The organism is Acidipila rosea (assembly GCF_004339725.1).
Classification (GTDB): Bacteria; Acidobacteriota; Terriglobia; order Terriglobales; family Acidobacteriaceae; genus Acidipila; species Acidipila rosea.
On sequence record NZ_SMGK01000001.1, the window covers coordinates 420043 to 445778 of the forward strand.

Consider the following 25736-nt stretch of genomic DNA (forward strand, 5'->3'; position numbering starts at 1 on the left):
AGCGGACTGTATCGGGTCGAGCATGCCGGAAGGAAATGAAATCCACCGTTTCGCTCTCCGGCATGCAACGGCTTTTGCCGGAAGGCGAGTGCAGGTTGACTCGCCCAATGGCGGGTTTGCTCATGCAGATTTGCTGGATCGCCGGATGCTTCGCGGGGTTGAAGCCTACGGCAAGCATCTTGGCTACTTCTTCGGCCGCGACCTTATCCTGCATGTCCACCTGGGCATGTATGGAGATTTCCGGGAAGGGCAGATGCCCTATCCAGCGGCGAAGGGCGCGCTCCGGCTGAGGATGTGGACAAAGACAGACTGGATCGAGTTGAGGGGGCCTACCGACTGCTCAATCTTCAATGAAGAGCGGTGGAAGGCGCTGCTTCAACGCCTGGGTCCCGACCCGCTTCGCGAGGATTCTGATCCCGCTCCAGCCTTTGCCCTCATCGAACGCCGTGCTACGCCGATAGGGGCATTGTTGATGGATCAGTCGGTATTGGCTGGGATAGGAAACATCTACCGTGCTGAGTTACTTTTCCGAGCCCGTCTTCACCCGTTCCGGCCAGGCAGTGCGGTGAGTGCCAGCCAGAGGAAGGGCCTATGGACGGAGGCAAAGAAACTGATGCGAAACGGAATGGTCGACCGCCGCATCGTAACGACCAGGCCAGCAGACCGCTCGCATCGCTCCCGTCCGGTTCATGATGAAGATGTGCATTATGTTTACCGGCGACAGGGCAGACCATGCCGGGTTTGTAGTGTGAAGATTGAGAGCAGGCAGATAGCTGGGCGGACAGTTTATTGGTGTCCCCAGTGTCAGAAGGATTAAGAAAGAATGCCAACTACACCGCAGCAGAAAGATTATTACGGCATCCTTGGGGTAAAGAAGAACGCGACTTCGGACGAGATCCGCAAGGCATTCCGCAAGCTTGCCCGCAAGTATCACCCGGATGTAAACCCGGGAGATAAAAAGGCTGAGGAGAAATTCAAGGAACTCTCAGAAGCGAATGACGTTCTGAGTGATGAGAAGAAGCGCAAGATCTTTGATCAGCTTGGCTTTTACTCCGACCAGATCGATCCGGCGGCCGCAGAAGCGGCGGCGCGCGGCGGCTACGGGTCAGCCGGGGGACGAGGGCAGCAGGGTGTCCCCTTCGACTTTGGAGGCTTTGATTTCTCAGGTTACTCGGCCCAGCCGGGTGCGCAACAGCCATCGGGGAGCGAAGGCGGGTGGGGTAACTTCCGCGACATCTTTTCAGGGATCTTTTCTCAAGGCGGCCGCCAGCAACAGGGGCCGCAGCCCGGCACCGACCTTGAGTATCAGGTAAATACGGATTTCTGGACGGCAATTCGTGGCGGCACGATGAAGCTGCAGATCCAGCGCCAGGAGGTCTGCCCGACCTGCAAGGGCAAGGCTTCGACGGGGGGACCGCAGACCTGTCCGGAGTGTCACGGGTCGGGACAGGTGACGCAGATGGGCGGCAGGATGAAGTTCAATATCCAATGTCCAGTTTGCGGTGGATCGGGTAAGGTCCAGAATGCGTGCGCCACCTGTCACGGCCAGGGTACGGTCACGCGCAGTGAGACGGTGGAATTTCGAATCAAGGGCGGCACGCGCGACGGGCAGCGCATCCGGTTGGCTGGTAAGGGCAACGCCGGTCTCAATGGCGGCCCTGCAGGCGATCTCTACCTTGTGATCAGGATCGGTCCGCACCCGGTCTTCACTCGTGAGGGAGACAATGTGCTGGTTACCGTTCCTGTAACGATTGCTGAGGCAGCTCTGGGTGCAAAGGTCGAGGTTCCGACCATCGATGGCCGTGCGCAGTTGAAGATCCCGCCGGGCACGCAATCCGGCCAGAAGCTGCGTCTGCGGGAGCGGGGCGTACCGTCCGCTGCACATGAAGGGGTGCGGGGAGACCAGATTGTGACGGTCGAAATCTTCGTTCCGCAGCTCAAGGATGAACGCTCGAAGGAGATTCTCCGCGAACTGGCGAAGCTCAACCCTGAGGACCCGCGCGAGCAAATGTGGGCCAAAATTTAGGTTGCTGTAGAGGGCAGTTCAGGCGCGAAGGAGGAGCTTCAGTCTTCTTCTTCGCGCTGCTTCTGAGCTTCGCCCATTTCCGCAATCTGCCGGCGCCAGTCCAGTGCTTCTACGAAGCCCTGTGACTCGCGCCAGTTTTCTTTCACGATGACGTGAAGTTCAAGAAAGACGCGCGTTCCCAGCAACGACTCGATCTCTTTGCGGGCTGACGTTCCTATGCTCTTGAGCTTGCTGCCGCCTTTGCCGATCAGGATGGCCTTCTGCCCGGTACGCTCGCAGTAGATGGCTGCTGCGATTCGGGTGAGTGGCAATCTGTCGCCCTTGGCAGGCTCCGGCTCTTCAAAGCGTTCAATGACTACCGCCGATGCGTAGGGCACTTCCTCGCCAGTCTCCATGAGAATGCGCTCGCGAATCAGTTCCGCTACCAGGAAACGCTCGGGTTGGTCAGTGAACTGGTCTTTCGGGAAATAGCGCTGGCCCTCCGGCAGATGCTCTATGAGCTTCTCAGTCAGGCGCTCCAGGCCGTCGCGCTTGCGTGCGGAGATAGGGAAGACCTCCGCAAACGGATACAAAGCGCTGAGCTGCGCAATCAACGGAAGCAGTTTCTCGCGATCGACCAGATCGATCTTGTTGATGATCAGGAAGACGGGGCAGTCCACCTTCTTAATCAATTCAAAGACGAAGGTGTCTTCGCTTTTGGGATCATCAATCTCGATACGCCGGGTGGCGTCGATGATGAGCAGCACGATATCGCGCTGGGCCAGGGCGTCGTGAACCTCCTGCATCATGCGCTTGTCGAGCATGGAGCCCGGCTTGTGCACTCCCGGGGTATCGACAAAGACGATCTGGGCCGCATGGTGCTTACCCTTGACGGCCGGGATATCCACGATGCCGTGAATGCGGCTACGCGTAGTCTGCGGCTTGCTGGTGACAATGGCCACCTTTTCGCCGACCAGCGCATTAATGAGCGTCGACTTGCCGGCATTTGGCCGGCCTAGAATGGATACAAAACCTGATCGCACTTTCTACTCCTCATTCCTGATGCGTGAAACTTTCACGCGCACAATTCTTCGGTCTGTCGAGGCCAGTACCTCAAAGCGCAGGCCCGACTCCTCGATAACCTCGCCGGGCAGCGGGATGCGCCCCGCGATCTCGCTTACCCAGCCGCCTACGGTTGTTGCTTCCATCTCCTCGTTACCCTCGAGTGCATCCGGAAGGATTTGTTCGAGTTGTGCCAGTTCAAAGCTGCCGGGCACCAGCAGCGCGCCATCCGGTTCACGCACAATCGATTCTTCGACACTTTCCGTCTCATGCTCATCAGAAATGGAACCTACGATTTCTTCAAGCAGGTCTTCGATGGTGACTATTCCGGCAACGCCGCCATATTCGTCGATTACGATGCGCATGTGCTGCTTCTCGCGCTGCATTTCGCGGAGCAGCTCATTGACTTTCTTTGTCTCTGGTACAAAGGCGGCGACACGTTCAATGCTGCCGACTGTTCTGGTGTGAGCATCCGCATCGGAGATCTGCAGGAGATCATGCGCGAAAACAATCCCGGTGACGGTATCCAGGGTCCCCTTGAAGACAGGTACACGAGAGAACGGGTGCTCAGCGAGCATGGTCAGAAATGCTTCAATCGTGGTCTCGGTCGCAACAGCGAAGACGGAAGGGCGCGGAGTCATGACCTCTCGCGCTACCTTGTCGCCAAATTCGACCGCGGAACGGACCAGATCACGGTCGCTTTCTTCTAGGATGCCCTCCTCTTCGCCCGCTTCGATCAGAGCCTCTACGCCTTCAGAAGTGGTTTCTTCATCCGTTCTGCGAGGCGTTTCGGCAAGCGCTGCAATGGATAACAGGAAGCTCAAAAAGAAGGTGACTGGGAGCGCGCAGTAGATAAGGGTTCGTATCAGCCATCGCACCTTGGCTACCCATACGCCCCGCGTGCGGGTAAAAAAGACAAAGGGCAAGAGCTGATTGAACAGCATGATTACCAGCACGATACCGAGAACTACCTGGCCTACCTCGGCGACGGTGGGGCGGTCGTAAATCGAGTCACGATCAAAAAGCGCTGCAGCAAAGAGCAATGTGAGCAGTGCGATCGAAAGGTGAGTGAGGACGGAAGCCGAGAGCGCGATGCGTTCCCGTCCCAGCTTGATCTTGGGCTCTACGAGCTGCTCCCATGCATCGATGTTTTCCTGGAATTCCCGGGCGAGAAATTTACCCATTTCCGAATACAGCCGGTCAATATACGACGCGAAGGTCAGTACGATCAGTAATATGGCTCCGGCGGCGATGTAGGCCAGGCTCATCGCGTTCCACTCCGCTGGATCAAGCCTGTCGGAAGGCCCAGTTCGACTCGCAAAGCGGCTTCGTACGCAGCCATTTCGCCCTTGTCGGTCTCATGGTCCAGGCCAGTGAGGTGCAGCAGACCATGCAGCATGAGTATCTGGAGCTCTACCTCGAGCGTATGGCCAAAGCTCTCTGCCTGCCGGGACGCTGTGTCGAGAGAAATGGCGAGATCTCCCGCCATGGGAGACTTGAGCCCGGGTGGAGCGAAGGCTGGAAAGGAGAGCACATCCGTGGCTTTATTTTTCTTGCGGAAATCGCGATTGAGGCGCTTGATGCCTGCATCGTCTGTGAGCAGCACGTCGACGCGGCCGCGAAGTTTTGCAGCCTTCTGCGCCGCATTGAGAAAGCGCGACAGTTCGCGCTTTCTCAATGCGGATGCTTTGAAGCTCTTCGTCGCGTCAGGTTCGATCAGGATCATAAGTGCGCAAAAACAACGCTGGAGGGCGTCAAAGCCCTCCAGTGTTGATGTTATCGCACGCGAGCCTACTGGGGCTTTGCGGAAGATCGCATGATGGCCTCTTCCGATAGCGAAAGTGGCAGCTCCCGCTGCTCGCGGCCGAAGCCATCATAGGCGCGAATGATGCGCTGCACCAGGTGATGACGGACAACATCGCCATCCTCGAATCGGACAAAGCGTATGCCGTCGACCCCTTCCAGAATGCTCATCGCCTCCACCAGTCCGGACTTCTTGGGGTTGGGGAGATCGATCTGGGTTACGTCCCCCGTAATGACTGCCTTGGCGTTGTTGCCCAGGCGGGTGAGGAACATTTTCATCTGCTCGCTGGTAGTGTTCTGCGCTTCGTCCATGATGATGAAGGCGTCGTTCAGGGTGCGTCCGCGCATGAACGCGAGGGGCGCAACCTCGATTACGTTGCGTTCCAGCATTTTGTCGACGCGTTCGGGTTCGAGCAGGTCGTAAAGCGCGTCATACAGTGGGCGGAGATAAGGATCAACCTTCTCCTGAAGGCTGCCCGGCAAGAAGCCGAGCCGTTCCCCAGCCTCGACTGCCGGTCTGACGAGAACGATGCGGCTGACCTTTTTTGCCATCAGCGCGGCGGCGGCCATGGCCACGGCGAGATAAGTCTTACCGGTGCCTGCCGGACCAATTCCGAAGACCATGTCATTCTGCTCGATGGCTTCGCAATAGTATCGCTGGTTGAGCGAGCGCGGCTGCACCATGCGCTTTGTTCCAGCGGAGCGCTGCTTGCCGCTCTCGGCCACGCTTCGCAGCGTTATAGTCGGATCTGCAATTACCAGCTTGAGCATGCTGTGCAGTTCACCATTGTGGAGATTGACGCCGCCGCGCCTAAGGTGTTCAAAATCAGCGAAGATACGCTCAACTCGATTGATCGCATCTAGTTGGCCTTCCACCTGAACCGCGTCAGAGGTGAGATCGATGCGCACATGAAGAGCGTCTTCCATGAGCCGTAGGTTTTCGTCGCGGGTCCCGAACAGGGGCTCGAGGTTGGGCGTGATTTCCAGCGCTTTTTTCATCAAGCGGAAGGATTCCCTCCTGTAGGCACAGGTTGTGGTTGAGGTTCGCAAATGGAAGCGGGAGTGAGCGAAAGCATTTGCAACACCACATCTTTTAGATGCGGGTAGCTGCGGGCCGGATTGGCGATGAGCACCAAATCTTTGCCGTTAATGCGCTCAGACTAGCCCTGTCTACAGGCTGCGTCAATGGAAAAGTCAGCTAAATTTTGACGGATCAGGCTTTGCCTGTGCAAGATTGGTGCTGTGCCATGGAGGCTCGCCTGAGGTGAATAGAAATACCGCGCGCAAAGTATCGCTGATGACTGCTGTTTTAACCCTTGCCGCACTGCCAGGACTGGCTGAAGGCCCTTCACCCGGATGGACAGGCAGTTGGGCAGCTTCTCCCATGGGCTTTACCGTTAAGCCGGATCACGATGCCGCGAACACAACTTACCGCGACATCGTTCACCTTACCGCGGGCGGGGATGGGATCAGGATCCAGTTGACAAATGAGTTCGGCACATCGCCCCTTACGGTTGGCGCATCGCACGTTGCGATCAGCGCAGCCGACGGAGCTACTCAGCCGGGCACCGACCACGCGCTCACTTTTCACGGTCAGACTTCTGTCATGATTCCCGCAGGCGCAATGGTTCTGAGCGATCCGGTTCCGCTCAAGGTGGATGCTTTTGCGAATCTCGCCGTCAGTGTCTATCTGCCCACCCAGCCGATTGCCGTAACTACCTGTCACTCTTTCGCCGACGCTACTAGTTTCACAGCCCCGGGAGATGACACCGCTGCGGCGACCATGACGGGTGAGCAGCCAGATTATTCCTGGTGCTTCGTAAAGGGGGTCGATGTCAAGGCGACGAAGAAATCTGCCGCCATCGTGGCATTTGGCGATTCCATTACTGATGGCGCTCACTCCACCCGCGATGCCAATCAACGCTGGCCGGACCTGCTGGCCCAGCGCCTGCATGCGAATAAGAAGACGGCGGAACTGGGTGTGCTGAACCAGGGAATAGGCGGCAACCGGCTGTTGCACGATAATGCCGGCCCTAATGCCCTCGCGCGGTTTGACCGTGATGTGCTCGCGCAGAGCGGGGTGAAGTACTTGATACTTCTTGAAGGCATCAATGACATTGGCCGTACTGCCAAGCCAATCGACCCCGGTGACGAAATTACCACCGAACAGCTTGAATTTGCTATGGAGCAGATGGTCGAACGTGCCCATCAACACGGCATCAAAGTTTTTGGTGCGACTCTGACGCCTTATGTCGGGGCCGGCTATCAATCTCCGGCGGGCGAGCAGATGCGCCAGGCCTTCAACCAGTGGATCAGAACCAGCGGCACCTTTGACGGAGTCATCGATTTCGATAAGGCCACTCAGGATCCAGCCAAGCCAGACGTATTTCTGCCTGCCGATGATTCCGGCGACCACCTTCATCCGAACGATGCCGGCTACAAGGCAATGGCGAACTCTATCGATCTTTCACTCTTTAAGTAGGCAGTCATTGCTCTTGAGCGCTGGATCGTATAAACTTACGGTTTGTAGGGGATGCGGCAATTGCGTCTCTTCTGCCTGCATCCCATTTCATTCACCTTTAAGGAAGCAACATGGCGAACCACGTATCCTCGCTCAAGCGCGCCCGTCAGACGGTTAGAAAAACTGCGGTGAACCGCGCCAACAAGAGTCGCGTTCGCGGCAGTCTCCGCGCAATGCGCGAGGCGCTGCAGGCGGGCGATCACGCCGCAGCCACCGAACAGTACCGGAAGACCGTTTCTGCACTCGATAAGAGCGTCCAGAAGGGGATTCTGCACGGCAACACCGCGTCGCGCTACAAGAGCCGCCTGAATGCGCGTCTCAAGGCATTGTCGACGGCAAAGGCTGCGTAAATCAAGATCCACGTCGATTTGTAATATGTAATACCCGAAAGGCCCTCAGATTCTGGGGGCCTTTCGTTTGCTCTCGCCCGACCTTGAGGGATCAGCGATGCTTCAAGGTCGCGCTCCAGGCTTTGTAAGCAGCGGGGGAGACCACCTTGAGCTTTGCCTGCATGCGGGCATGACCCGAGCCGCAGACCTGGGAGCACAGGATGGGGTAGGCGCCTTCGACCTCCGGAGTGAAGTGAAGGTGCAGAACGAGGCCGGGGACGGCATTCTGCTTAAGCCGCATGCCGGGGATGAAGAAGCCATGAATCACATCCAGAGCGCGCAGGCGGAGATCTATTTCACGTCCAGCGGGGACGACCAGAACACTCGTGACGATATCGTCGGCGCCGCGGGGGTCTCGCGGGTCAAGCCCTAAAGGGTTCCCATCCGCAGCGTCAACAAGCCGTGGCCGGACCTCCCCGAAAGTCGCATCGGGACCAGGGTAGCGGAAGTACCACTGAAACTGCATGCCGACGACCTCTACCTGCATAGCTGCCGGTGAAGGTCCCTCAAAGCGGTTGGCTGCCCAGAGCCGCTGGGCTGTAATGGCAAGCCATAGGTAGAGGCAGCAAAACCCGAAGAGCGGCAGGACCTCCCATCGGAGAATGCCAGAGGAAACCTGGTGACGCTTCCGGCGGAGAAGAGCGGCGGCCAGCAGGAGGTGAGCGAACACCAGGCAGATTCCAAGAGCGGTGAGGTTCACCCACATGAGCCTATCGATAGCCCAGCCATGCAGAGCGCCATTGGGCGGCATCCACCAGACGCGATTCATACGCCCATTGTCTCAGGCGCTCTGATGATTGCGGACGAGGTCGAGGAAGTGCTGATGGACCCGACGATCGCTGGAAAGTTCGGGATGGAAGGTTGCGGCCATGAGGTGCCCCTGCTCAACCAGGACTGGAAAACCATCACGCTCTGCGAGAGTGCGTACGGCGGGACCCGTTCGTGTGATGCGCGGGGCACGAATGTAGACCATTTCGAGCGGGCCGCCAGGCAGGGATGTCTCTCCGTTGTAAATGGCGGAGTCAATCTGCCTTCCGTATGCATTGCGTTCCACTGTTGCATCGAGCACCGCGAGGCTCTCCTGGTGTGGGTGCTGGACCTCTTTTGCCAGCAGGATGCATCCCGCACAAGTGCCAAAAGTTGGTGTCGTCTGGACGAAGGACTGGAGGCTTTTGAGAAAGCCATCCCGCTCCAGAAACTTGAGAAACGTGGTCGATTCACCGCCCGGAATAATAAGTCCATCGAGTCCGGTGAGTTGATCGGGTTTGCGGACGAGAATGGACTGCGCGCCTAGCTCGTTGAGTGCGGTTGCGTGTGCGTCATAGTCCCCCTGGATGGCGAGGACGCCGATGCGGAGCGGCTGGGTGGCATTCATTGGCATGCTGGGTCCGAATCTTGGATGTGTGGGGTGCGAGTGGCTTCTATGCGCGGATGCTGAGCTTTCCATTGCACTCTGCGCCTGTTGGCAGAAGCAGAAAAGAGACTTGTCTCCTGAGCGCGTCGTTCGGCGCGCTCAGGAGCAGGCGTAACCTTACCAGCCGCGGGTCTGAAGCATCTGCGACTGATCGAGTGCAGCGACCGCCAGCCCTTTCATGGCGCCGGTGCACTCTTCGCTGCATTCTGCAAGTATCTTCGGGTCATCGAAGTGGGTTGCGGCGCGCACGATGGCGCGGGCGCGGATGGTGGCTTCTGCCGGCTCGGCGAATGTATAGGAGTCCTGCATGAAGATGCCCGATCCTACGAAGACAGCTTCAGCGCCGAGCTGGCGAACCAGTGCAGCATCGGCTGGCGTGGCGATGCCACCTGCGGAAAAGTTCGGCACCGGAAGCTTGCCGCTCTTCGCAACCATGCGGATGAGCTCGTAAGGCGCCCGGAATTCCTTGGCTGCGGCATAAAGTTCTTCTTCTCCAAGCACAGTCAACGAGCGCATGTCCTTAACGATCTGGCGCATGTGCTTAACGGCGTGAACGACGTCGCCAGTGCCTGCCTCACCTTTGGTGCGGATCATGGCAGCTCCTTCAGCGATGCGGCGGAGAGCCTCCCCGAGATCGCGGGCCCCGCAGACGAAAGGGGTCTTGAAGGCATGCTTGTCGACGTGGTGGAGCTCGTCGGCGGGCGTGAGAACCTCGGACTCATCGATGAAATCGACACCCAACTCCTGGAGCACCTGGGCTTCGGCGAAGTGGCCGATGCGGCACTTTGCCATCACAGGAATAGAGGTCGAGGCCATGATCTCCTTGATCTTTTTGGGTGAGGCCATACGTGCAACTCCACCCTCAGCGCGAATCTGCGCTGGAACGCGCTCAAGCGCCATGACGGCTACAGCCCCCGCCTTTTCCGCGATCTCCGCCTGTTTCGCGTCAGTGACGTCCATGATGACGCCACCTTTGAGCATCTCTGCAAGACCAACCTTGAGGCGAAGCGAAGTGGTCGTGGTGTGATTGCCGTTCAGATCTGACATGGGAACTCCCTCCGGGGGTGGTCCAGTCTAAATTTCTGGACTATCCCTCAACCTCTAAGTTTATCAGGAGAGGAACAGCTGAGGTTCCGGGAGATTTTTCCCTGGAGGAAGCAGATGCTGCTTCTTTTATATGCTCAAATGCCGGTCCTTCTTCCAGTGAGAAGACACAGTTTCTTCCGCTCTGCTTTGCGGCATACAGAGCTGTATCACCGCGGCGCAGGGAATCTTCCCAGCATTCTTCCCACCCTGCATGTCGGGCTGAGACCTCGGTGACGCCCAGGCTGGCAGTAACACTTATTATTTTGTCGCCGTGCATAATTCGAAGTTTGGCGAGGGCGGCGCGCAACCGTTCGGCGACGGCGGCGGCCTCTTCTCTATTCGAGGCTGGCAACAGAATCAGGAATTCTTCCCCTCCCATGCGTCCGAGTATGTCCGTAGTCCGGGAATGCTCCTGAAGTTCACCGACTACGGTGCGGAGGACGACGTCTCCGGCAACATGCCCATGCTGGTCGTTGATCGCTTTGAAGTGATCAATGTCCAGCGTGATGAGGGAAAGTGGTGAGCCGTTACGGCCAGCGAGTTCCAACTCACGGCGGAACTGAGTTTGTATGGCTCTGCGGTTCAGGGATTTTGTCAGTGGATCGGTGGATGCCAGATGCTCCAGTTCAAGATGGAGCCTGGTGGTTGTCATCCAGATAAAAGCGAAAGCCGAGCCGACGATGGAAAAGATCAAAGTGAGAATCGCCAGGACCTGGAGGATACCGTTTCCAACAATTCCGTCCGCACTTCCGATAGCCAACGCGAGCCCGGCCCTCACGAGATAGCCGACAGTGACTACAGAAAGCACGACCATGTAGCCCAGCACAGGGGTTCGCATATTGGTTCTCAGCTCTTTATTCAGAGCAAGCAATGTCTGTGCAAGCTGGATTGAGATAAGGATGCTGATCAGCACAATCCGCAGGTATCCCTTGCCACCCTGTGCTATTGAGTAGCTGCAGAAGCCGAGATCGACTGCGACCAGAACTCCGCTGAGAAGGGAGACATGGGAGGCCTTGCCGAAAAAGTCGAGGATTGCCAGATGCATGAGGATGTAGCAGAGCAGAAAAGCAAAATTTGCAGCCAGCACCCAGACGATTTCGGGGGTGTGATTCCTTGAGAGCAGCAGGACGGCACACGCACATCCCGAGAAGTAACAAACACTCATCCTGGACACGCCGCGCAGGGATGGACTGCTGCGGTGCATTGCCAAAAGCGCACTCCCTGCCAGGAATGTGAGCAACACAGTTGTGAGAAGAAGTGTACTCAGGACCATCTGTAAAGTGGACCGCCGTGCGAATAGCCTTCGATCTCTAGCTTAATAGAGGAATTGCTATTTCTCAGGCAGAATCAAGGCGTGAGAACAGTAGCAAACTATTGAATCAATTACTTTTGTCATTGCATGAAAATGAAGAACTGCCGACAGGGTCGGACGAGAAGAGTCGAAAGAATCTGAAGCAGGCAAGCTATCTTTCCGGCGGGGAAGCGCTGCAGCAGAGAAGAACTGCTCCTCATGCGTTTCCAAAATCGCGGCCACCATACACGTCAGGCCACCCCGGAGAGTAGATAGATCGATCTCAAAGCAGGAATGGGATCAACGCTCTTACTTCTCGGCGGTAGAGCAGATACTCTTCGCCAAATTCCTGCAGCAGGAATTGTTCTTCCATGCGCAGCTTAATCCAGACAGCAAGGATAGCGAATGCTACTGCGAAATAGCAGTGGGTATAGCCATGGAGCAGGGCGGCGCCTAACCCACCTGCCAGGAGCCCGCTGTAGATAGGGTGGCGTACGAGCTTATAGGGTCCTCGACGGATGAGGGAGTGGTCTTCCTTAATCGTGATGTGGCCACTCCAGTTTGATCCGAGGGAAAAGCGAGCCGAGCAGGCAAAAATAATGCCGCTGATATCCAGGAAAAAGCCGGCCCACATGGCAGCAGGCGACGGTGGCACCTGTTGCTGCCCTAGGGGGCTGATATGGAAATGGCTAAAGGCAATGGAAAGGATCACCGCGGGAAGCACGAGCCGAAGAAGAATGACACGCCATGGCTGGCGCTGGCGCGTTGGTTTGCTGTTCATGGCGCCGATCACCCAGATGACCAGGAGGATGAACCATCCAAAGGTGGCTATGGACGTTAGTAAACGCAGTACTTCAGGGCTCTTCATTGATCCATTCCGTCCCGGCCTGATACATGAGCATCGGTGTCGTCATTCTAGTGTTCTGCCGGGAGAGCTACTCCAGCGCAATAGGAGCTATTCTTCTGCAGCCAATAAAATGCGTAAATCACGAAGATTATTGCCGGTAGGGCCGGTCACGATGCTGTCGCCGAGGGCAGTAAAGAGTGGGCAACAATCGAAGCGCGCCAGAGTCATGTCGGGATCGAAGCCATAGGAGCGGGCACGGCTGATGGTAGTGGTATCGGCGATAGCTCCTGCAGCAGGGCTGTTGCCATCGATACCGTCTGAACCGGCGCTGAACACCACCAATGGCTGGCCTTCAAACTGCCTAAGATCGAACGCTGAAGCTAAGGCAAATTGCTGGTTGCGGCCTCCGCAGCCATGCTCAGGGGCGAGCTGCACGGTGACTTCGCCGCTCGAAAGCAGGCAGACCCGCGGATGCTCACGCCGCAATTCATGGAAGCGCTTGAGCAGATACCGCGACGCATCGACATAATCCCAGTCGTCACAGGTATTATCGATAAAAACCTTGAACCCCAGCTGCTGGGCCCGGTCGCGCGCTGCATTCACGAAGTCATGGTTGGACAGCAGCGTGTCGAACTGCGTGTGGGTGAACGCATCTGCGGAGAGAGCGTTATTGCCGGGAGTTAGGGTCTCGAAGTAGGTTCTTACGGTGGCTGGAAATTTATCTAGAAGATGGTAGCGGCTAAGGATCTCGCTGCACTCTGCCTGGGTGGAGCGATCTGGAAGAGTGGGCGAGGAGGCGACAGCGCCCAGATCCTTGAGCGGGACATCGGCGACGAGTAGCGATAGTTTCTCCGCCTGAGGCGCGGCGAGCGCGAGCCTGCCACCCTTCACCGCGGAGAAGTATTTGCGAACTGTATTAATCTCCGTAATCGTTGCGCCGGATGCAACGAGCGTCTCATGAAAGGCGATGGTGTCTTCGAGGGAGATGCTGCGGTCAAGCGGTAATTCCAGCATGGCCGAGCCGCCGCCGCTGATCAGGAAGAAGATAAAGGTGTCCTTGCCGGCGCGCTTGAGCAGGTTAAGGGCGGCCTCGGCGGCCTCGAACGAGTCCTTGTTCGGAAGAGGATGGCCGCCTGCAAAGTAGCGGATACGCTCGTGAATGTTGAGTCTCAGCGGCCAGCTTTGGCTCCTGGGTACCTCGGGGGCTGAGCATACACCGCGGACATGGATTTTGTCCGGCAGGCGGCTGAGCAGCGCGTCGAACATGCTGAGTGCAGCCTTGCCAAAGGCGATGACGAGGAATTTTTTATAGCGGCTGAGGTCGATCTCGATTGGCTTGAGCGCCTGCGAGGGGTGACGGACGAGCTTTGTGTTTTCAAAGTGAAGGTGACGATCAAACGCGTTGCCCACATCGCATGCATCCAGGGCGTGGGTGAAGATATCGTGGGCAGAGTTGTGGAGATCTTCGATGGTACTCAACACTTCCTCATTCAAATCCGAGCCGGGCGGCTGGCTTTATGGTGTATCTGCAGGTCTCTCCATTGTGCGCTAAAGAAGGCCCTCTCCAGCCAGTAAATACAAATTTTTATCCATGCGAAACTCTGGCCCATTCCCGCTCATGGGGCGAGCGGTAGAAAATGCGTCTGCAGCCACGCCCGGATTGCGAGTTGCACATCTTCAAGCTTGCCGACAAAAAAGTGATCTGCGCCGGCGATCAACACGAGCTGGGCAGGTTGTGGGGCTAAGCTGACAATCTCCTCCACTTCTTCCTGGGGCCCGTACTGATCATGGGTGCCGCTGATAAAAAGCTTTGGCTTCCGGCAGCCGGGCAGGAAGTCATAGTGGTAGTCGCGCCCCTCTGCATGCACCGGCAGGCCGAGAGCGACCGTACCATGCACCCGGTCGTCATTGCAGCAGACCTTGAGGCCGACGTTTGCCCCAAAGGAGAAACCTGCGAAGAGTATCGGCAGGTGAAACTCGTTTTCCAGCCAGGAAAGGGCTGCGCGAACATCCTCCTGCTCCCCGTGGCCGTTGTCATGCACACCTTCGCTGAGGCCGGTGCCTCGGAAGTTGAAGCGGAGAACGGGAAGGTTGAAGGACTGGAAGGCCTTCATGGCGTGGTAAACAACCTTATTGTGCATGGTGCCGCCGCCCAGTGGATGGGGGTGGCATACGAGCACCGCGTATTGCGCATCCGCAGCGCCGGCGTTGAGGAGCGCTTCAAGCCTGCCTGCGGGGCCTCTCAGGTCGTCAATAGTTCTGAGGACAGCGGAGCCGCTGCGATTCGTCGTCATCTCTTCACTATACTGATCGTCAATGAGCCTGAATGAAGTGGAACTGACGCGGCAGCTGATCGATATCGAATCGACAACCTATAACGAAGGCGCGGTGGGCGCATGGCTGGCTGAGTTTCTGGCGGCCCGCGGATTCTCCGTTGAACGGATGCCGGTGCCGCAGGACCCGGAAAGCGGCAACACCGGAGAACGCTTCAACGTATATGCGTGCGTGCCGGGGCAAACCCCTGACGTGGTTTTTTCGACTCACATGGATACCGTACCTCCTTATATCCCTAGCAGTGAGGATGAGAACTACATCTATGGGCGCGGGGCCTGTGATGCAAAGGGGATCATTGCGGCGCAGATAGCCGCTGCGGAAAAGCTTCGCGACTTGCAGGTAAGAGTCGGGCTGTTGTTTGTAGTCGGCGAAGAGCGAGACTCCGCGGGCGCGAAAATCGCGAATGAGCACCCAAAGGGCAGCCGTTTCCTGATTAATGGTGAGCCGACGGATAATCGACTGGCGCTCGCATCCAAGGGGACTCTGCGCGCTGTAATCAAGGCGAGCGGGAAGATGGCACATTCAGCCTATCCGGAACTGGGCGATAGTGCGGTACATAAATTGGTGAACGCACTGGAGCGCTTGTTGCAGGTGAAGCTGCCAACCAATGCAGAGGTAGGCCCCAGCACGCTGAATATCGGAGTGATCGAAGGGGGGCGCGCGCCGAATGTGATAGCTGACAAGGCTCGCGCGCAGGTGCTGGTGCGACTGGTCGGACCTTCCGAAGAGACGCGCAAAGTCATTCAGGACGCTATTTCCGGCCTGGCTGAGGTAGATTTCACCCTGGAGATTCCCTTTATGCGGATGAAGCAGGTGGAGGGGCTGCCAACTATGATTGCTTCGTTCACTACCGATGTCCCGGCGTTGACCAACTGGGGCGAGCCGCTGCTGCTGGGGCCCGGCTCGATCCATGTTGCACATACGCCGAACGAGAAGCTCGCAAAGCAAGAACTGCGTGACGCAATCGAACTGTATACGCAGGTAGCGCAGAGGCTGGTTGGCCACGCGTGACCACGCCCGGGTACAGGCTTCGTTGCTCGGCCCTGGCTGCCACAGTCGGCTGGCTGACAGGCGTGGTTGCGACAGTGCCGTTCCAGGTGCTCGAGGTTGTTCGCAATACCGGCACAGAGCCTCGACTCTTTTTGTCCGCGCTAAGCATCGGACTGTCGGCCTGGAGCTTATTTACCTTTGCCGGAGGTGCGGCTGCCTGGATAGTTATTGCTGTTCCGGTTTCAGTGTTCTTTTCCGGTGAGTGGCTCCTTGCGCATGTCCGACCTGCGGTTGTGTGCAGCGGTCTGCTGGGTGCGATGGTTGCAGCGTTGCCATTCCGCATCTGGACGGTTTTTGATCAGATGCCCTCCGATATGACGAATTTCTGGCTCTACTTTGTATTTACCGTGAGTTTTGGCGCTGCGACTGCCTGGTATTATCTGCGCTTACTGGCGAGGGTGGATGCAGAGGCCCGCGAGCGGTATGCTCAGCAGAGATGACTGAGAAGCTAAACTCCCTCGCCCAAGCCGCCTCTGCCTACCTTCGCTCCGCCCGGCACCAGCCGGTGCAGTGGCATGAGTGGGGCGAGACGGCCTTTGCTCGCGCTGCTGCTGAAGACAAACCTGTCCTCCTGGATATCGGCGCAGTATGGTGCCACTGGTGTCATGTAATGGACCGCGAGAGCTACGAAGACCCGACGCTGGCCGAGGTCATTAACGAACATTTCATCGCCGTCAAGGTAGACCGTGACGAGCGCCCCGATGTGGACAGTCGTTATCAGGCGGCAGTGTCAGCCATCAGCGGACAGGGGGGGTGGCCGCTGACCGCCATCCTTACGCCCGACGGAAGGCCGTTTTTTGGGGGGACCTACTTTCCACGCGAAGACCGCTATGGGCGGCCCGGCTTTGAGCGCGTCCTGCTCGCCCTCTCCAGTGCATGGAAGAACAAGCGTGACGAGGCCCTCGAATCGGCATCGAGTGTGATTGCAGCCATCGAGCATGAAGGCTCGTTTGCCGGTCGTGCCGGTACGCTTGGTCCTGAATTGGTTGATAAGCTGATTGCCAGTGCGGTCCAGCAATTCGATCCTGTCAACGGCGGCTTCGGCTCGCAACCTAAGTTTCCGCATCCCGCGGCACTTGATCTCCTGATCGACGAGGCGGCCCGGACAGGAGACGAGAATGTGCGTCGCGCCGCTTTAGTCACTCTTGGCAAGATGGCGCACGGAGGGGTCTACGATCAGCTGGCGGGCGGCTTTCATCGTTACTCGGTCGATGAGCGGTGGGTGGTACCCCATTTCGAAAAGATGCTTTACGACAATGCTGGCCTGCTGAAGAACTATGTGCATGCCTTCCAGACGTTCGTCGAGCCTGAGCATGCCCGGGTGGCCACAGATATCATCCGTTGGATCGATGAGTGGCTCAGTGACCGGGAACTGGGTGGCTTTTACGCCTCTCAGGATGCGGATATTGATCTTGATGACGATGGAGATTACTTCACCTGGACTCGCCATGAAGCCGCGTCGGCGCTTACACCGGAAGAACTAGAGGTGGCTGAACCGTTCTATGACATCGGCGAAATAGGAGACATGCACCACGATCCGAAAAAGAATGTGCTGCATGTCAAGTACACGGCCGAGGAGATTGCGAAACGGATTGGCCGGTCCATAGAGGATGTCGAGCGGGATCTGCAGTCTGCCAAGCAAAAGCTTTATGCTGCAAGACTGAAACGTAAAACCCCCTTCGTCGACAGAACGGTTTACACCGGCTGGAACGGGATGGCGATCTCTGCCTACCTGGATGCTGCCCGTGTCCTGCAACTGGATGCAGTCAAAGAATTTGCATTGAAGACGCTGGATCGTATCCTGAGGGAGGGCTGGGATGCCGAGCGAGGGCTCGCGCACGTAATTGCTTACGCTGACGGGCATACCTCTTCAGAGCGGGTGCCGGGTATCCTCGAGGACTATGCTTTCATCGTCCATGCAGCGATCGACGCATGGGAGGCAAGCGGTGAGCGGCGCTACTACGATGCGGCCATTGATATTGCTGACGCGATGATCAGCCGGTTCTACGACGCTACGGGTGGGGCTTTCTTCGATGCCGAACAGAGCAGCGGCCAAGTTATTGGCGCCCTTGCAGCGCGGCGCAAGCCACTGCAGGATTCGCCAACTCCCGCAGCCAATCCACTGGCCGCAGCCGCCCTGCTGCGACTTGAAGCATTGAGCGGACGAGCCGAATATCGCGAAAAGGCAGAGGATACGCTGGAGCACTTTGCGGGAATCGTCGAGCATTTCGGCTTGTATGCGGCGACCTATGGGATTGCGCTGCGGCAGTTTCTGGTTGCGCCCGTGCAGGTGGTGATTCTGGGCGAAGACGATGCGGCAAAAAGGCTCGCCGCCATGGCGACGGCGAGGTTTGCGATCAATAAGGCCGTGGTGCCATTGAGGAGAATTCAGGTGACACGGAAAAATCTGCCTCCTATGCTGGCCGAGACACTGCCGTCCCTGCCACAGCTCGCAGCAAGCGGAAGCTTTGCCGTGCTGTGCAAAGGCAATAGCTGTATGCCACCTACGGCAGATGCTGAAGTTTTGCTTGAGGAGTTGAGCCGCGTCTGAGGGGAAATTTCAGGTGCACATCTGATTAAGTGTGAAAGTGCGCCTGGATCTGTACCGATTTTCAGCCGCCATGCCCGGAAGACATGGCGGCTGAGAAGGCTGTTAGCTTTGCATCATCAGGTTGCCGGCCGCGGCTGCTGCTTCGGCCAGGATGCGATGGTGGATCGTGAAGAGCGCAAGTTCCAGGCGATCGGAAACACCGGTTTTATCGTAGACGCTGCGCAGGTAATTTTTGATGACCTGCTCGGTCGTCCCGAGGCGCATGGCAATTTCCTTATTCTTGCATCCCTGGACGATCAAGGCGACGATCTTCATCTCCTTAGGGGTGAGGCGGTCGCGTACGCGAGCGCCCACCATATCTTCATCTTCCTGGGTGCCGGGAACTCCGAGCGAGGGCTGGACCCAGGTTTCACCTTCAGCCACCCGGCGGGTAACGTCGATAAGTGTCGGGCCGGAGACGCTGCGGTAGAGCATTCCCTGGACGCCGGCAGAAATGAACGGCTGTGCCGATTCGCCATGTTCGGCGACGGCCAGAGCGCGACTTTGCGCGAGGCGTAGACGTTCCATCATGAAGCTCAGGTCGGGCTTGAGTGCTGAGGCGAAGATCAGAATCGAACCTCGGAAGGTCTCGATGGCCTGGTACAACCGCTCGACGTCCGGGCATTGCGCTATGATCCGGAAGTCGTCTTCCATAGCCAGAACCTTGGCAGTTCCTGCACGAAAGATGGCTTGATTGTCAGCTAGGATAATTTTGTTCATGACGGCTGCGGCTTCCCCTTTTTGTCAGCTTCATCTCTACCTTTGAACGGTCAGCCATGGCGTAGTTCGTGCAGGCATGTCCAGTAAAAGCACAGAAGAGGTACCTTTCACTGGTCATATCGGCTTTGAGACACATAAACATTTTTATGTCTTTGAATCAGACACCAAGGCATATAAAAACATTCCCAGAGGGGATAAAAGTATTTCATTTTGATTACTTACTCGTACTTGCTTTGTGACTAAAGATATCGTGTCTGCAAAAGATTGCAACTGTAAAAAGGGGTCATATTGCTACAACGAAGGTTGCAGTTCAGGTAAAGACTTTCACAAGCTGCATCCAGAAAAGCTCTACACTAAGTACTCATGAGTAAGCCAGTTATTCTCGCTATTGATGACGATGTAAGCGTGCTTGAGGCCGTGGTGCAGGATCTGCGCCGCCGGTATGGCGCGAACTATCGAATCATGCGTGCGGCCTCGGGCCACGCTGCAATCGATACCTGCGCGCAGCTTCAGCAGCGCGGGGATGTGGTCGCTTTGTTCCTGTCGGACCAGAGGATGCCGGGTATGTCCGGGGTGGAACTGCTGGAGCGGGCACAGACGCTATACCCTAATGCGAAGCGCGCCCTGCTGACCGCCTATGCGGATACGGAAGCCGCTATTCGTGCCATCAATACAGCAAAGATTCACTATTACCTGACGAAGCCCTGGGATCCACCGGAGGAGATGCTCTATCCGGTACTGGACGATCTGCTCGAGTCGTGGAGCCATGGCTACAAGCCGCCTTTTGAGGGCCTGAAAGTGATCGGACCGCGGTGGTCCCTCAGAGATCATCAGGTCAGGGATTTTCTTTCCCGAAATCAGGTTCCCTATGTATGGCTCGATCCGGAGAAAAGCGATGAAGCCATCGGGCTGATGGAGCGCTACAAGATCGATGAAAAGCGTCTTCCGGCGGTGCTTTTCCCGGACGGAACCTCATTGATGCAGCCTTCCCATACGGAACTGGCAGACCGGATTGGCCTGCGGACGCAGGCTCAGGATGAGTTTTATGATCTGGCGATTATCGGAGCTGGTCCGGCAGGCTTGGCAGCGGCAGTATACGGGGCGTCTGAAGGGCTAAAGACGCTGGTAATCGAGCCCGAAGCGCCGGGTGGTCAGGCAGGCAGCAGCTCGCGGATCGAGAATTATCTTGGTTTCCCTTCAGGGCTGAGCGGGGCCGATCTGGCACGACGCGCCTATGTCCAGGCTTCGCGCTTCGGAGCGGAGTTTTTGACTCAGCGTGCGACGTCCCTCCGGATGAAGAATGATTATCGTTATGTTGTCCTGGGAGATGGCCGCGAGGTTGCTTGCAGAGTAGCGATGATAGGGGTTGGGGTCGATTACCGAAGGCTTTCGATTCCGGGCATCGATCAGCTGACCGGTGCCGGTGTCTATTACGGAGCCGCGATGACGGAGGCGCTTTCCTGCCGCGATGAAGAGATTTTTCTGGTGGGTGGGGCGAACTCGGCCGGGCAGGCGGCTATGCATTTTGCGAAATATGCCCGCAAGGTGACAATGCTGGTACGCGGCGAGTCGCTTGAGAAGAGTATGTCGAAGTACCTGATAGATCAGATCGCCGACACGCCCAACATCGATGTCGAGACGCACTCTCAGGTAGTCGAAGTGTTTGGGGAGCAGCGGCTGGAGTGCATTCGAGTCAGAAACCCTCAGGGCGAGACGCAGCGTCAAGCCAGCGCTCTCTTCATCTTTATCGGTGCAGCCCCGCAGACGGAGTGGCTGCCGGACACGATTATGCGCGATCCGTATGGATTTATACTTTCCGGGCCGGATTTAAGAATCGAAGGGCGGTTGCCGCGAATCTGGAAAGAAGATAGGGATCCCTACCTGCTCGAAACGAGCACGCCCGGCGTTTTTGTAGCCGGAGATGTACGCCACGGCTCGGTCAAACGGGCCGCTTCGGCGGTGGGGGAGGGTTCGATAGCTGTGCAGTTCATGCATCAATACCTTGCACGTTTTTAGTAAAAAGACGCGCTTTTGAGACAGAGGGAATGACGGACGCCAACCAAAGTAGTCCCCGTAGTGGGCCCCAGGATATTGTGGACAGCAAAATCGTCCCCGCTCAACAGCTTTACTCCGAACTGAAGCAGATTCCTGTCTTTGCCCATATCAAACCGGCAGATCTGGAATGTCTCGGGGACGTGGAAGTCGTTGAAATGGAGCCCGGCTCTTTTCTTCTGCGCGAGGGCGAAGCCAACTTCCATTTCTGGGTTCTGCTCCAGGGGGAAATTCGGGCTTATAAGGTTGAAAGCGACCGCACGGTCCATCCGATCGCGACGCTCAAGAGCGGGGATACTTTTGGGGAAGTGCCGATCCTGATCGGGAGCAAGGCGACTTCCGTAAATTCCGAAGTCATCACGCCGAGCCGTCTAATTTCCATCAGCCGCGAAGGCTTCTGGCGTCTGATGGCGACCTGCCCGGTAGTGCGGCAGGGCATCCTCGAAAATATGGCTCGACGGCTGGAAAGCTACCAGGCAATCACCCTTCATCGCGAGAAGCTGATCTCGCTGGGGACTTTGGCTGCAGGGTTGATGCACGAGCTGAATAATCCGGGCGCCGCCGCGCGGCGGGCTGCCTCGCAATTACGTGACAATCTCTTCCGCCTTCAGCAGATCAGTCTCAAATTCACACATGCAGACCTCACACCGACGCAGATGGAGTGCATGCGCAATCTGCAAGAGCGAATTTTGAGCTGCAAGAAAGCTCCCGCCATGAGTTCTATCGAACAATCGGACGCGGAGGAAGAGCTGAGCGAGTGGCTGGAAAATGCGGGCGTGGAGAATGCATGGAAGATGGCCCCGTCCCTGGTGGCGATTGGCTGGAAGCCTTGTGATATTGAGTGCGCCCAACACGAGTTCTCGCCTGAGCTATTTTCCGACTCACTGAACTGGCTGGAAGCGCTGATCTCAAGCGTGCAGCACGTGGCCGCAATTGAAGAGAGCGTGGCCCGCGTAACAGATTTGGTCATCGCGGTGAAAAAATATGCCTACGACGACAAAATCAGCCAGCAGGGCGTCGATATTCACGACAGCATCCAGAGCACGCTGACGATCCTCGGACACAAATTCCGCAATAAGCAGCTGACCGTGGAGAAGGATTTTGCCCCGGAGTTGCCGATCGTGGTCAGTGGTGGCTCCGGCCTCAGCCAGGTGTGGACGAATCTACTGGATAATGCCATCGACGCATCGCCGGAAAAGGGCGCGATCACTGTGAAGACATGGGTCGACGGGCCAATTGTCTGCGTGTCTATTGCCGATGAAGGACCGGGCATCGCGGCGGCGAGTCGCAGCCACATCTTTGAGCCATTTTTTACGACCAAGCCGGTCGGAGTCGGTACGGGGCTCGGGTTGGATATCGTTCACCGCATTGTGGTGGGCCAGTATCGCGGGGCGGTCACCTTTACTTCCGAGCCTGGACGAACGGTTTTCCTGGTGCAGTTGCCGGTGGGCAAGAGAGCTTAAATCAAACCCTGTATCGGGGAAAAAGACGCATGCAACTGGTTGCTGCTATCTGCGTTTAAAGCAGCATGAGTTATTCGCGGATGAGATCTTCCTCCTTCAAGTCTCTCGGTCTCCTCTTGATGCTGCTTGTGGCTGGCTGCGCCAGCCGGCCTGCTTATTACGTCGCCACCCCACCGCCGCCCCCAGAACCAGTCCAGGTAGAGCCATTGATCTCCGTGGCAGAACATAATGGGTTCGTGGATGGAGAGCGGATGGGCGTTGCAGATCGAGATATGGGGCGCAGCTACAAGCCCGGGAGGAGCGAACTCTTTGAGGAGGCGCCGGGCTATTCACCGCGATTGGGTGGGCCGTTTCACCAGTATCGCTACTATTACAGGGATGGATTCAGACGCGGCTATCATGGCGGTTATTTGCATGGCTAGCATGATGCTGAATCCCGCTGCTCTACGAGGTTCGTGCGGCTTTTTCCAACCGGTCGCGAATCGCGATACCGACACCCTCAGCAGCCGGTAGCGGGCAGAGAATCATCTCTACGCCCGCCTTATCCAGGAAGCGAAGGCCTGCAAAGAGGCGCTGGGCCAGCTCTTCAGGATCGCCCCAGTGGCCCCACCGATAGAGAGTTGCATCGATCCCGGCTGCGGCCAGCTGGAAGCTGTCGGCCAGCATCAGTCCAAGTCTGGTTCCCTGTATGTTGGCCTCCTGCGCGGCAGCTCTGAACTCTGTGTATTGTGCCTCGTCGCTGTTGCCGACGAGTACAAGGCGCGCGCGCGGAGCATAGTGGCGCAATCCTACTCCGGGGGAGGGTAGCGCTTCCGGCGCAGTAGCGCGGGTACGGGGCGTTTCTTTGAAGGCTACGGCGTCCGTACAGACTGCACGCAGCTGCTCCAGAGTAATGACCCCGGGACGATAGAGGATGCAGGGATCGACGCAGGCATCGACTACAGTCGACTCGAGCCCGTGGGTCGTCTCGCCTCCATCAAGAATGGCATCGATTCTGCCGTCAAGGTCTTCGGCAACGTGCGAGGCGAGGGTGGGACTGGTGCGTCCGAAGGTGTTGGCGCTGGGAGCGGCCAGAGGAACCCCGGCGGCCCGGATCAACGCCAGCGCCACGGGATGCTCAGGCATCCGCACACCAACGAGTGGCCTGCCTGCGGTAACGATATCCTGAATTCCCCTTGCGCGCGGTAGCAGTAACGTAAGTGGCCCCGGCCAGAAGACATTCATCAGACGTCGAGCATTCTCCGATATACCGGAGGCGACCTGGTCCAGCATCGAGAGATCAGCGATATGAACGATGAGTGGATCCCACGAAGGTCGCTGTTTTGCCGCAAAAATCTTTGCGACTGCCTCCGGATCGAGTGCGTTGGCGCCCAGACCATAGACCGTCTCCGTGGGAAAGGCGACTGTGCCGCCACTGCGCAGGATGGCTGCGGCGCGATCGATCGCAGCACGCGAAAGAGGGGAGTCAAGTGCAGCTGGGTCAACGATGAGGTGAAGAGTATCGGGCAAGGCGCGTCCTTATCTGAGCCTGTCTCTATTATGCTCTGCTATGCACCATCGTCTTATACTCAGAAAATGTCGAGTGCAATTGAGATTGAAGTCAAGTTTCGCGTAACCAGTATTCCCGCGCTGGAGCTAAGGCTGTCGGAGATAGGCTTCGAGCTCCAGACACCCCGTACCTTTGAGCGCAACATCCTGTTTGATACGCCGGAGAGGAGCCTGCGCGCGAAGCAGTCTATTCTTCGCCTGCGCAGCTATGGGGGGCGATGGGTGGTGACACATAAGCGGTTGCCCGACAATCATGATGCAGCCGCGCCGCATAAACACCGCGTCGAAACCGAGACGATAGTCGAAGACGGGGACGCAATAGCAGAGATCTTTACGCAGCTGGGGTATGGTGCAGCATTTACCTATGAGAAGTGGCGCACAGAATATGCCGATCGTGAAGGCCATTGCGTGATCGATGAGACTCCTATCGGAACCTTTGCCGAACTGGAAGGCTCAGAGGCCTGGATCGACCGCCGCAGTGCAGAACTGGGTCTTGGTCGCGAGGAAATTATGACACTGAGCTATGGCAGGCTGTTCGAAGACTGGCGTCGCGAGACGGGCAGTTCCGCTGCCGACCTGACGTTCGCAGCGATCACAGGCTGAGTGCTGGCGTTGCTGCCAGGTTTTCTTATGCTGTGAGGCTGATCTCCGCAATGTCAAAGAAGCGGTCCACTGTGTCGGTAAACCTCAGGTCATCCAGAGTCGCGGAGAAGAACTCCTCTCGTAATGCCTGGGCGAGCTGGATCTGCTTAGGTATGTCGCTCGCAAACCGAGGAATGAAGTAGTCGCGAAAAGCCTTGATCTCACGCATGTAAGCCACAGGCTTCGAGACAAAGAAGCACAAGAAGCCGGCAATGAACTTCAGCTCCTGCCGAACGCCCGGGCTGTCGAACTCGCCGGGCAGATGTTCTGGTGCTCGAAAGCCTGGCGGGAGCTGCAAATCGGCCGCAGACCCTTTAACTCTTGCCTGAAGCAGAAAGATTACAAGTGCTGCTTCATCCTCTTCGTCGAAAGCGGTGTCGGGAGTCTGGTTATTCTCCATGAGGAATGTGCGAAAGAAGGCCATGAGCTTCTCCTAGTTTGAGGTGCGGGGGCGGTGTGGTCTGGCTGGCGGAATACTGGCCGGGTAGCAGGGGCGGACCGGAGCAGGCTCCGAAAATCCGGCACTGCATTCGATCTTGACTGGAGGTTCTCGGACGGGCAACTCTTTGACTTTGAGCCAGCCGAACCCCAGTTGGAGCACCGGTATGGACATGAGGATCAGTCCCAGAACGATGCTGCTGGTGGCGGTTGTGAGCCAGTATCCGAAGCGCAGATTCTTCTGCGAGCTTACTTCAAAGGTGCTGTTATATCGCCAGAGAAAATTGAATCGGAGATGAGCTGTGAAGATGAGAAGCGCGAAAAAGTAAACCAGCGCGAAGGCAAGGGGGATCATGTAGCTTCCGACGCCGATTTTTTCGTGAAGCCAGGTGAGTAGGCCCAAGGTTGCCGGGATCAGCAGAGCGCAGACGCTGAGCACCGCGTCGCAGGACCTTTCCGCACGATCAGTAGCTATTTGTGG

26 protein-coding genes are annotated in these 25736 nt (G+C 57.3%); 11 read left to right on the top strand and 15 right to left on the bottom strand.

Going from position 1 to position 25736, the window contains the following annotated elements:
- The first annotated feature begins 22 nt into the window (after positions 1–22).
- Both C7378_RS01730 and dnaJ read left to right on the top strand, forming a co-directional pair.
- Complete coding sequence (locus C7378_RS01730) at positions 23–817, top strand: Fpg/Nei family DNA glycosylase (RefSeq protein WP_131991080.1); 795 nt, start codon at positions 23–25, stop codon at positions 815–817.
- Between the two features lie 6 nt (positions 818–823).
- Positions 824–2026, top strand: coding sequence for a molecular chaperone DnaJ (gene dnaJ, locus C7378_RS01735; RefSeq protein WP_131991082.1), 1203 nt, complete (start codon positions 824–826; stop codon positions 2024–2026).
- A 38-nt stretch (positions 2027–2064) separates the two neighbouring features.
- On the opposite strand, the gene era is transcribed toward dnaJ, so the two are convergent.
- The 4 genes from era to C7378_RS01755 form a co-directional block, all read right to left on the bottom strand.
- The gene (era, locus tag C7378_RS01740) at positions 2065–3048 is read right to left on the bottom strand and encodes a GTPase Era (RefSeq protein WP_131991084.1); all 984 of its coding nucleotides are present in this window, start codon (positions 3046–3048) and stop codon (positions 2065–2067) included.
- 3 nt (positions 3049–3051) lie between these two features.
- A complete protein-coding gene (locus tag C7378_RS01745) occupies positions 3052–4335 on the bottom strand; it encodes a hemolysin family protein (protein ID WP_131991086.1) in 1284 nt (427 codons plus the stop codon).
- A complete protein-coding gene (gene ybeY, locus C7378_RS01750) occupies positions 4332–4793 on the bottom strand; it encodes an rRNA maturation RNase YbeY (RefSeq protein ID WP_131991088.1) in 462 nt (153 codons plus the stop codon). The genes C7378_RS01745 and ybeY overlap by 4 nt, the downstream gene beginning before the upstream one ends.
- Before the next feature lie 65 nt (positions 4794–4858).
- Positions 4859–5872: a PhoH family protein gene (locus C7378_RS01755; protein ID WP_131991090.1), complete on the bottom strand. Its 1014-nt coding sequence runs from the start codon at positions 5870–5872 to the stop codon at positions 4859–4861.
- 262 nt (positions 5873–6134) lie between these two features.
- Here C7378_RS01755 and C7378_RS01760 point away from each other — a divergent pair, with 262 nt between their 5' ends.
- The gene (locus C7378_RS01760; RefSeq protein WP_243647991.1) at positions 6135–7352 is read left to right on the top strand and encodes an SGNH/GDSL hydrolase family protein; all 1218 of its coding nucleotides are present in this window, start codon (positions 6135–6137) and stop codon (positions 7350–7352) included.
- Between the two features lie 110 nt (positions 7353–7462).
- The gene (gene rpsT / locus C7378_RS01765; protein WP_131991092.1) at positions 7463–7741 is read left to right on the top strand and encodes a 30S ribosomal protein S20; all 279 of its coding nucleotides are present in this window, start codon (positions 7463–7465) and stop codon (positions 7739–7741) included.
- A 91-nt stretch (positions 7742–7832) separates the two neighbouring features.
- Here rpsT and C7378_RS01770 read toward each other — a convergent pair whose 3' ends face one another.
- From C7378_RS01770 to C7378_RS01800, 7 genes are all read right to left on the bottom strand, one after another.
- Positions 7833–8549 (bottom strand): cupredoxin domain-containing protein, encoded by a 717-nt coding sequence (locus C7378_RS01770; protein WP_131991094.1) that lies wholly within the window; start codon positions 8547–8549, stop codon positions 7833–7835.
- 12 nt (positions 8550–8561) lie between these two features.
- Positions 8562–9155 carry a pyridoxal 5'-phosphate synthase glutaminase subunit PdxT gene (pdxT, locus tag C7378_RS01775; RefSeq protein ID WP_424221160.1) on the bottom strand — a complete coding sequence of 198 codons (594 nt, stop codon included), beginning with the start codon at positions 9153–9155 and terminating at the stop codon, positions 8562–8564.
- A gap of 156 nt (positions 9156–9311) precedes the next feature.
- Positions 9312–10241 carry a pyridoxal 5'-phosphate synthase lyase subunit PdxS gene (gene pdxS / locus C7378_RS01780; RefSeq protein ID WP_131991098.1) on the bottom strand — a complete coding sequence of 310 codons (930 nt, stop codon included), beginning with the start codon at positions 10239–10241 and terminating at the stop codon, positions 9312–9314.
- Between the two features lie 40 nt (positions 10242–10281).
- Positions 10282–11367 carry a GGDEF domain-containing protein gene (locus C7378_RS01785; protein WP_165876591.1) on the bottom strand — a complete coding sequence of 362 codons (1086 nt, stop codon included), beginning with the start codon at positions 11365–11367 and terminating at the stop codon, positions 10282–10284.
- 487 nt (positions 11368–11854) lie between these two features.
- Positions 11855–12439 (bottom strand): methyltransferase family protein, encoded by a 585-nt coding sequence (locus C7378_RS01790; RefSeq protein WP_131991102.1) that lies wholly within the window; start codon positions 12437–12439, stop codon positions 11855–11857.
- 87 nt (positions 12440–12526) lie between these two features.
- A complete protein-coding gene (locus C7378_RS01795) occupies positions 12527–13897 on the bottom strand; it encodes a glycerate kinase type-2 family protein (RefSeq protein ID WP_243647992.1) in 1371 nt (456 codons plus the stop codon).
- Between the two features lie 137 nt (positions 13898–14034).
- Complete coding sequence (locus C7378_RS01800) at positions 14035–14712, bottom strand: alpha/beta hydrolase (protein WP_131991106.1); 678 nt, start codon at positions 14710–14712, stop codon at positions 14035–14037.
- Positions 14713–14734: 22 nt separating this feature from the next.
- On the opposite strand from C7378_RS01800, the gene C7378_RS01805 reads away from it, so the two are divergent.
- Genes C7378_RS01805 through C7378_RS01815 form a run of 3 tightly spaced genes read left to right on the top strand, consistent with a single transcriptional unit; the run spans position 14735 to position 18353 of the window.
- The gene (locus C7378_RS01805; protein ID WP_131991108.1) at positions 14735–15763 is read left to right on the top strand and encodes a M20/M25/M40 family metallo-hydrolase; all 1029 of its coding nucleotides are present in this window, start codon (positions 14735–14737) and stop codon (positions 15761–15763) included.
- The gene (locus C7378_RS01810) at positions 15760–16242 is read left to right on the top strand and encodes a hypothetical protein (protein ID WP_131991110.1); all 483 of its coding nucleotides are present in this window, start codon (positions 15760–15762) and stop codon (positions 16240–16242) included. Before C7378_RS01805 ends, C7378_RS01810 begins: the two co-directional genes overlap by 4 nt.
- Positions 16239–18353, top strand: coding sequence for a thioredoxin domain-containing protein (locus C7378_RS01815; protein ID WP_131991112.1), 2115 nt, complete (start codon positions 16239–16241; stop codon positions 18351–18353). Before C7378_RS01810 ends, C7378_RS01815 begins: the two co-directional genes overlap by 4 nt.
- 102 nt (positions 18354–18455) lie before the next feature.
- On the opposite strand, the gene C7378_RS01820 is transcribed toward C7378_RS01815, so the two are convergent.
- On the bottom strand, positions 18456–19112 hold the full coding sequence (locus C7378_RS01820) for a response regulator transcription factor (RefSeq protein WP_131991114.1): 657 nt from the start codon (positions 19110–19112) through the stop codon (positions 18456–18458).
- A 363-nt stretch (positions 19113–19475) separates the two neighbouring features.
- Here C7378_RS01820 and C7378_RS01825 point away from each other — a divergent pair, with 363 nt between their 5' ends.
- The 3 genes from C7378_RS01825 (at position 19476) to C7378_RS01835 (ending at position 23049) form a co-directional block, all read left to right on the top strand.
- The gene (locus tag C7378_RS01825; protein ID WP_131991116.1) at positions 19476–21128 is read left to right on the top strand and encodes an NAD(P)/FAD-dependent oxidoreductase; all 1653 of its coding nucleotides are present in this window, start codon (positions 19476–19478) and stop codon (positions 21126–21128) included.
- 29 nt (positions 21129–21157) lie between these two features.
- A complete protein-coding gene (locus tag C7378_RS01830) occupies positions 21158–22627 on the top strand; it encodes an ATP-binding protein (protein ID WP_131991118.1) in 1470 nt (489 codons plus the stop codon).
- An 80-nt stretch (positions 22628–22707) separates the two neighbouring features.
- Positions 22708–23049 carry a hypothetical protein gene (locus tag C7378_RS01835; protein ID WP_131991120.1) on the top strand — a complete coding sequence of 114 codons (342 nt, stop codon included), beginning with the start codon at positions 22708–22710 and terminating at the stop codon, positions 23047–23049.
- A gap of 22 nt (positions 23050–23071) precedes the next feature.
- Here the strand turns inward: C7378_RS01835 and C7378_RS01840 are convergent, their stop codons facing one another.
- Positions 23072–24136, bottom strand: coding sequence for an L-threonylcarbamoyladenylate synthase (locus C7378_RS01840; protein ID WP_243647993.1), 1065 nt, complete (start codon positions 24134–24136; stop codon positions 23072–23074).
- A gap of 66 nt (positions 24137–24202) precedes the next feature.
- Here C7378_RS01840 and C7378_RS01845 point away from each other — a divergent pair, with 66 nt between their 5' ends.
- Positions 24203–24778 carry a class IV adenylate cyclase gene (locus tag C7378_RS01845; protein ID WP_243647994.1) on the top strand — a complete coding sequence of 192 codons (576 nt, stop codon included), beginning with the start codon at positions 24203–24205 and terminating at the stop codon, positions 24776–24778.
- Between the two features lie 25 nt (positions 24779–24803).
- Here the strand turns inward: C7378_RS01845 and C7378_RS01850 are convergent, their stop codons facing one another.
- Together C7378_RS01850 and C7378_RS01855 are read right to left on the bottom strand one after the other, a co-directional pair.
- The gene (locus tag C7378_RS01850; protein ID WP_131991124.1) at positions 24804–25241 is read right to left on the bottom strand and encodes a hypothetical protein; all 438 of its coding nucleotides are present in this window, start codon (positions 25239–25241) and stop codon (positions 24804–24806) included.
- 9 nt (positions 25242–25250) lie between these two features.
- Positions 25251–25610, bottom strand: a complete 360-nt coding sequence (locus tag C7378_RS01855) for a hypothetical protein (protein ID WP_131991126.1) — start codon at positions 25608–25610, stop codon at positions 25251–25253.
- Positions 25611–25736 lie beyond the last annotated feature (126 nt).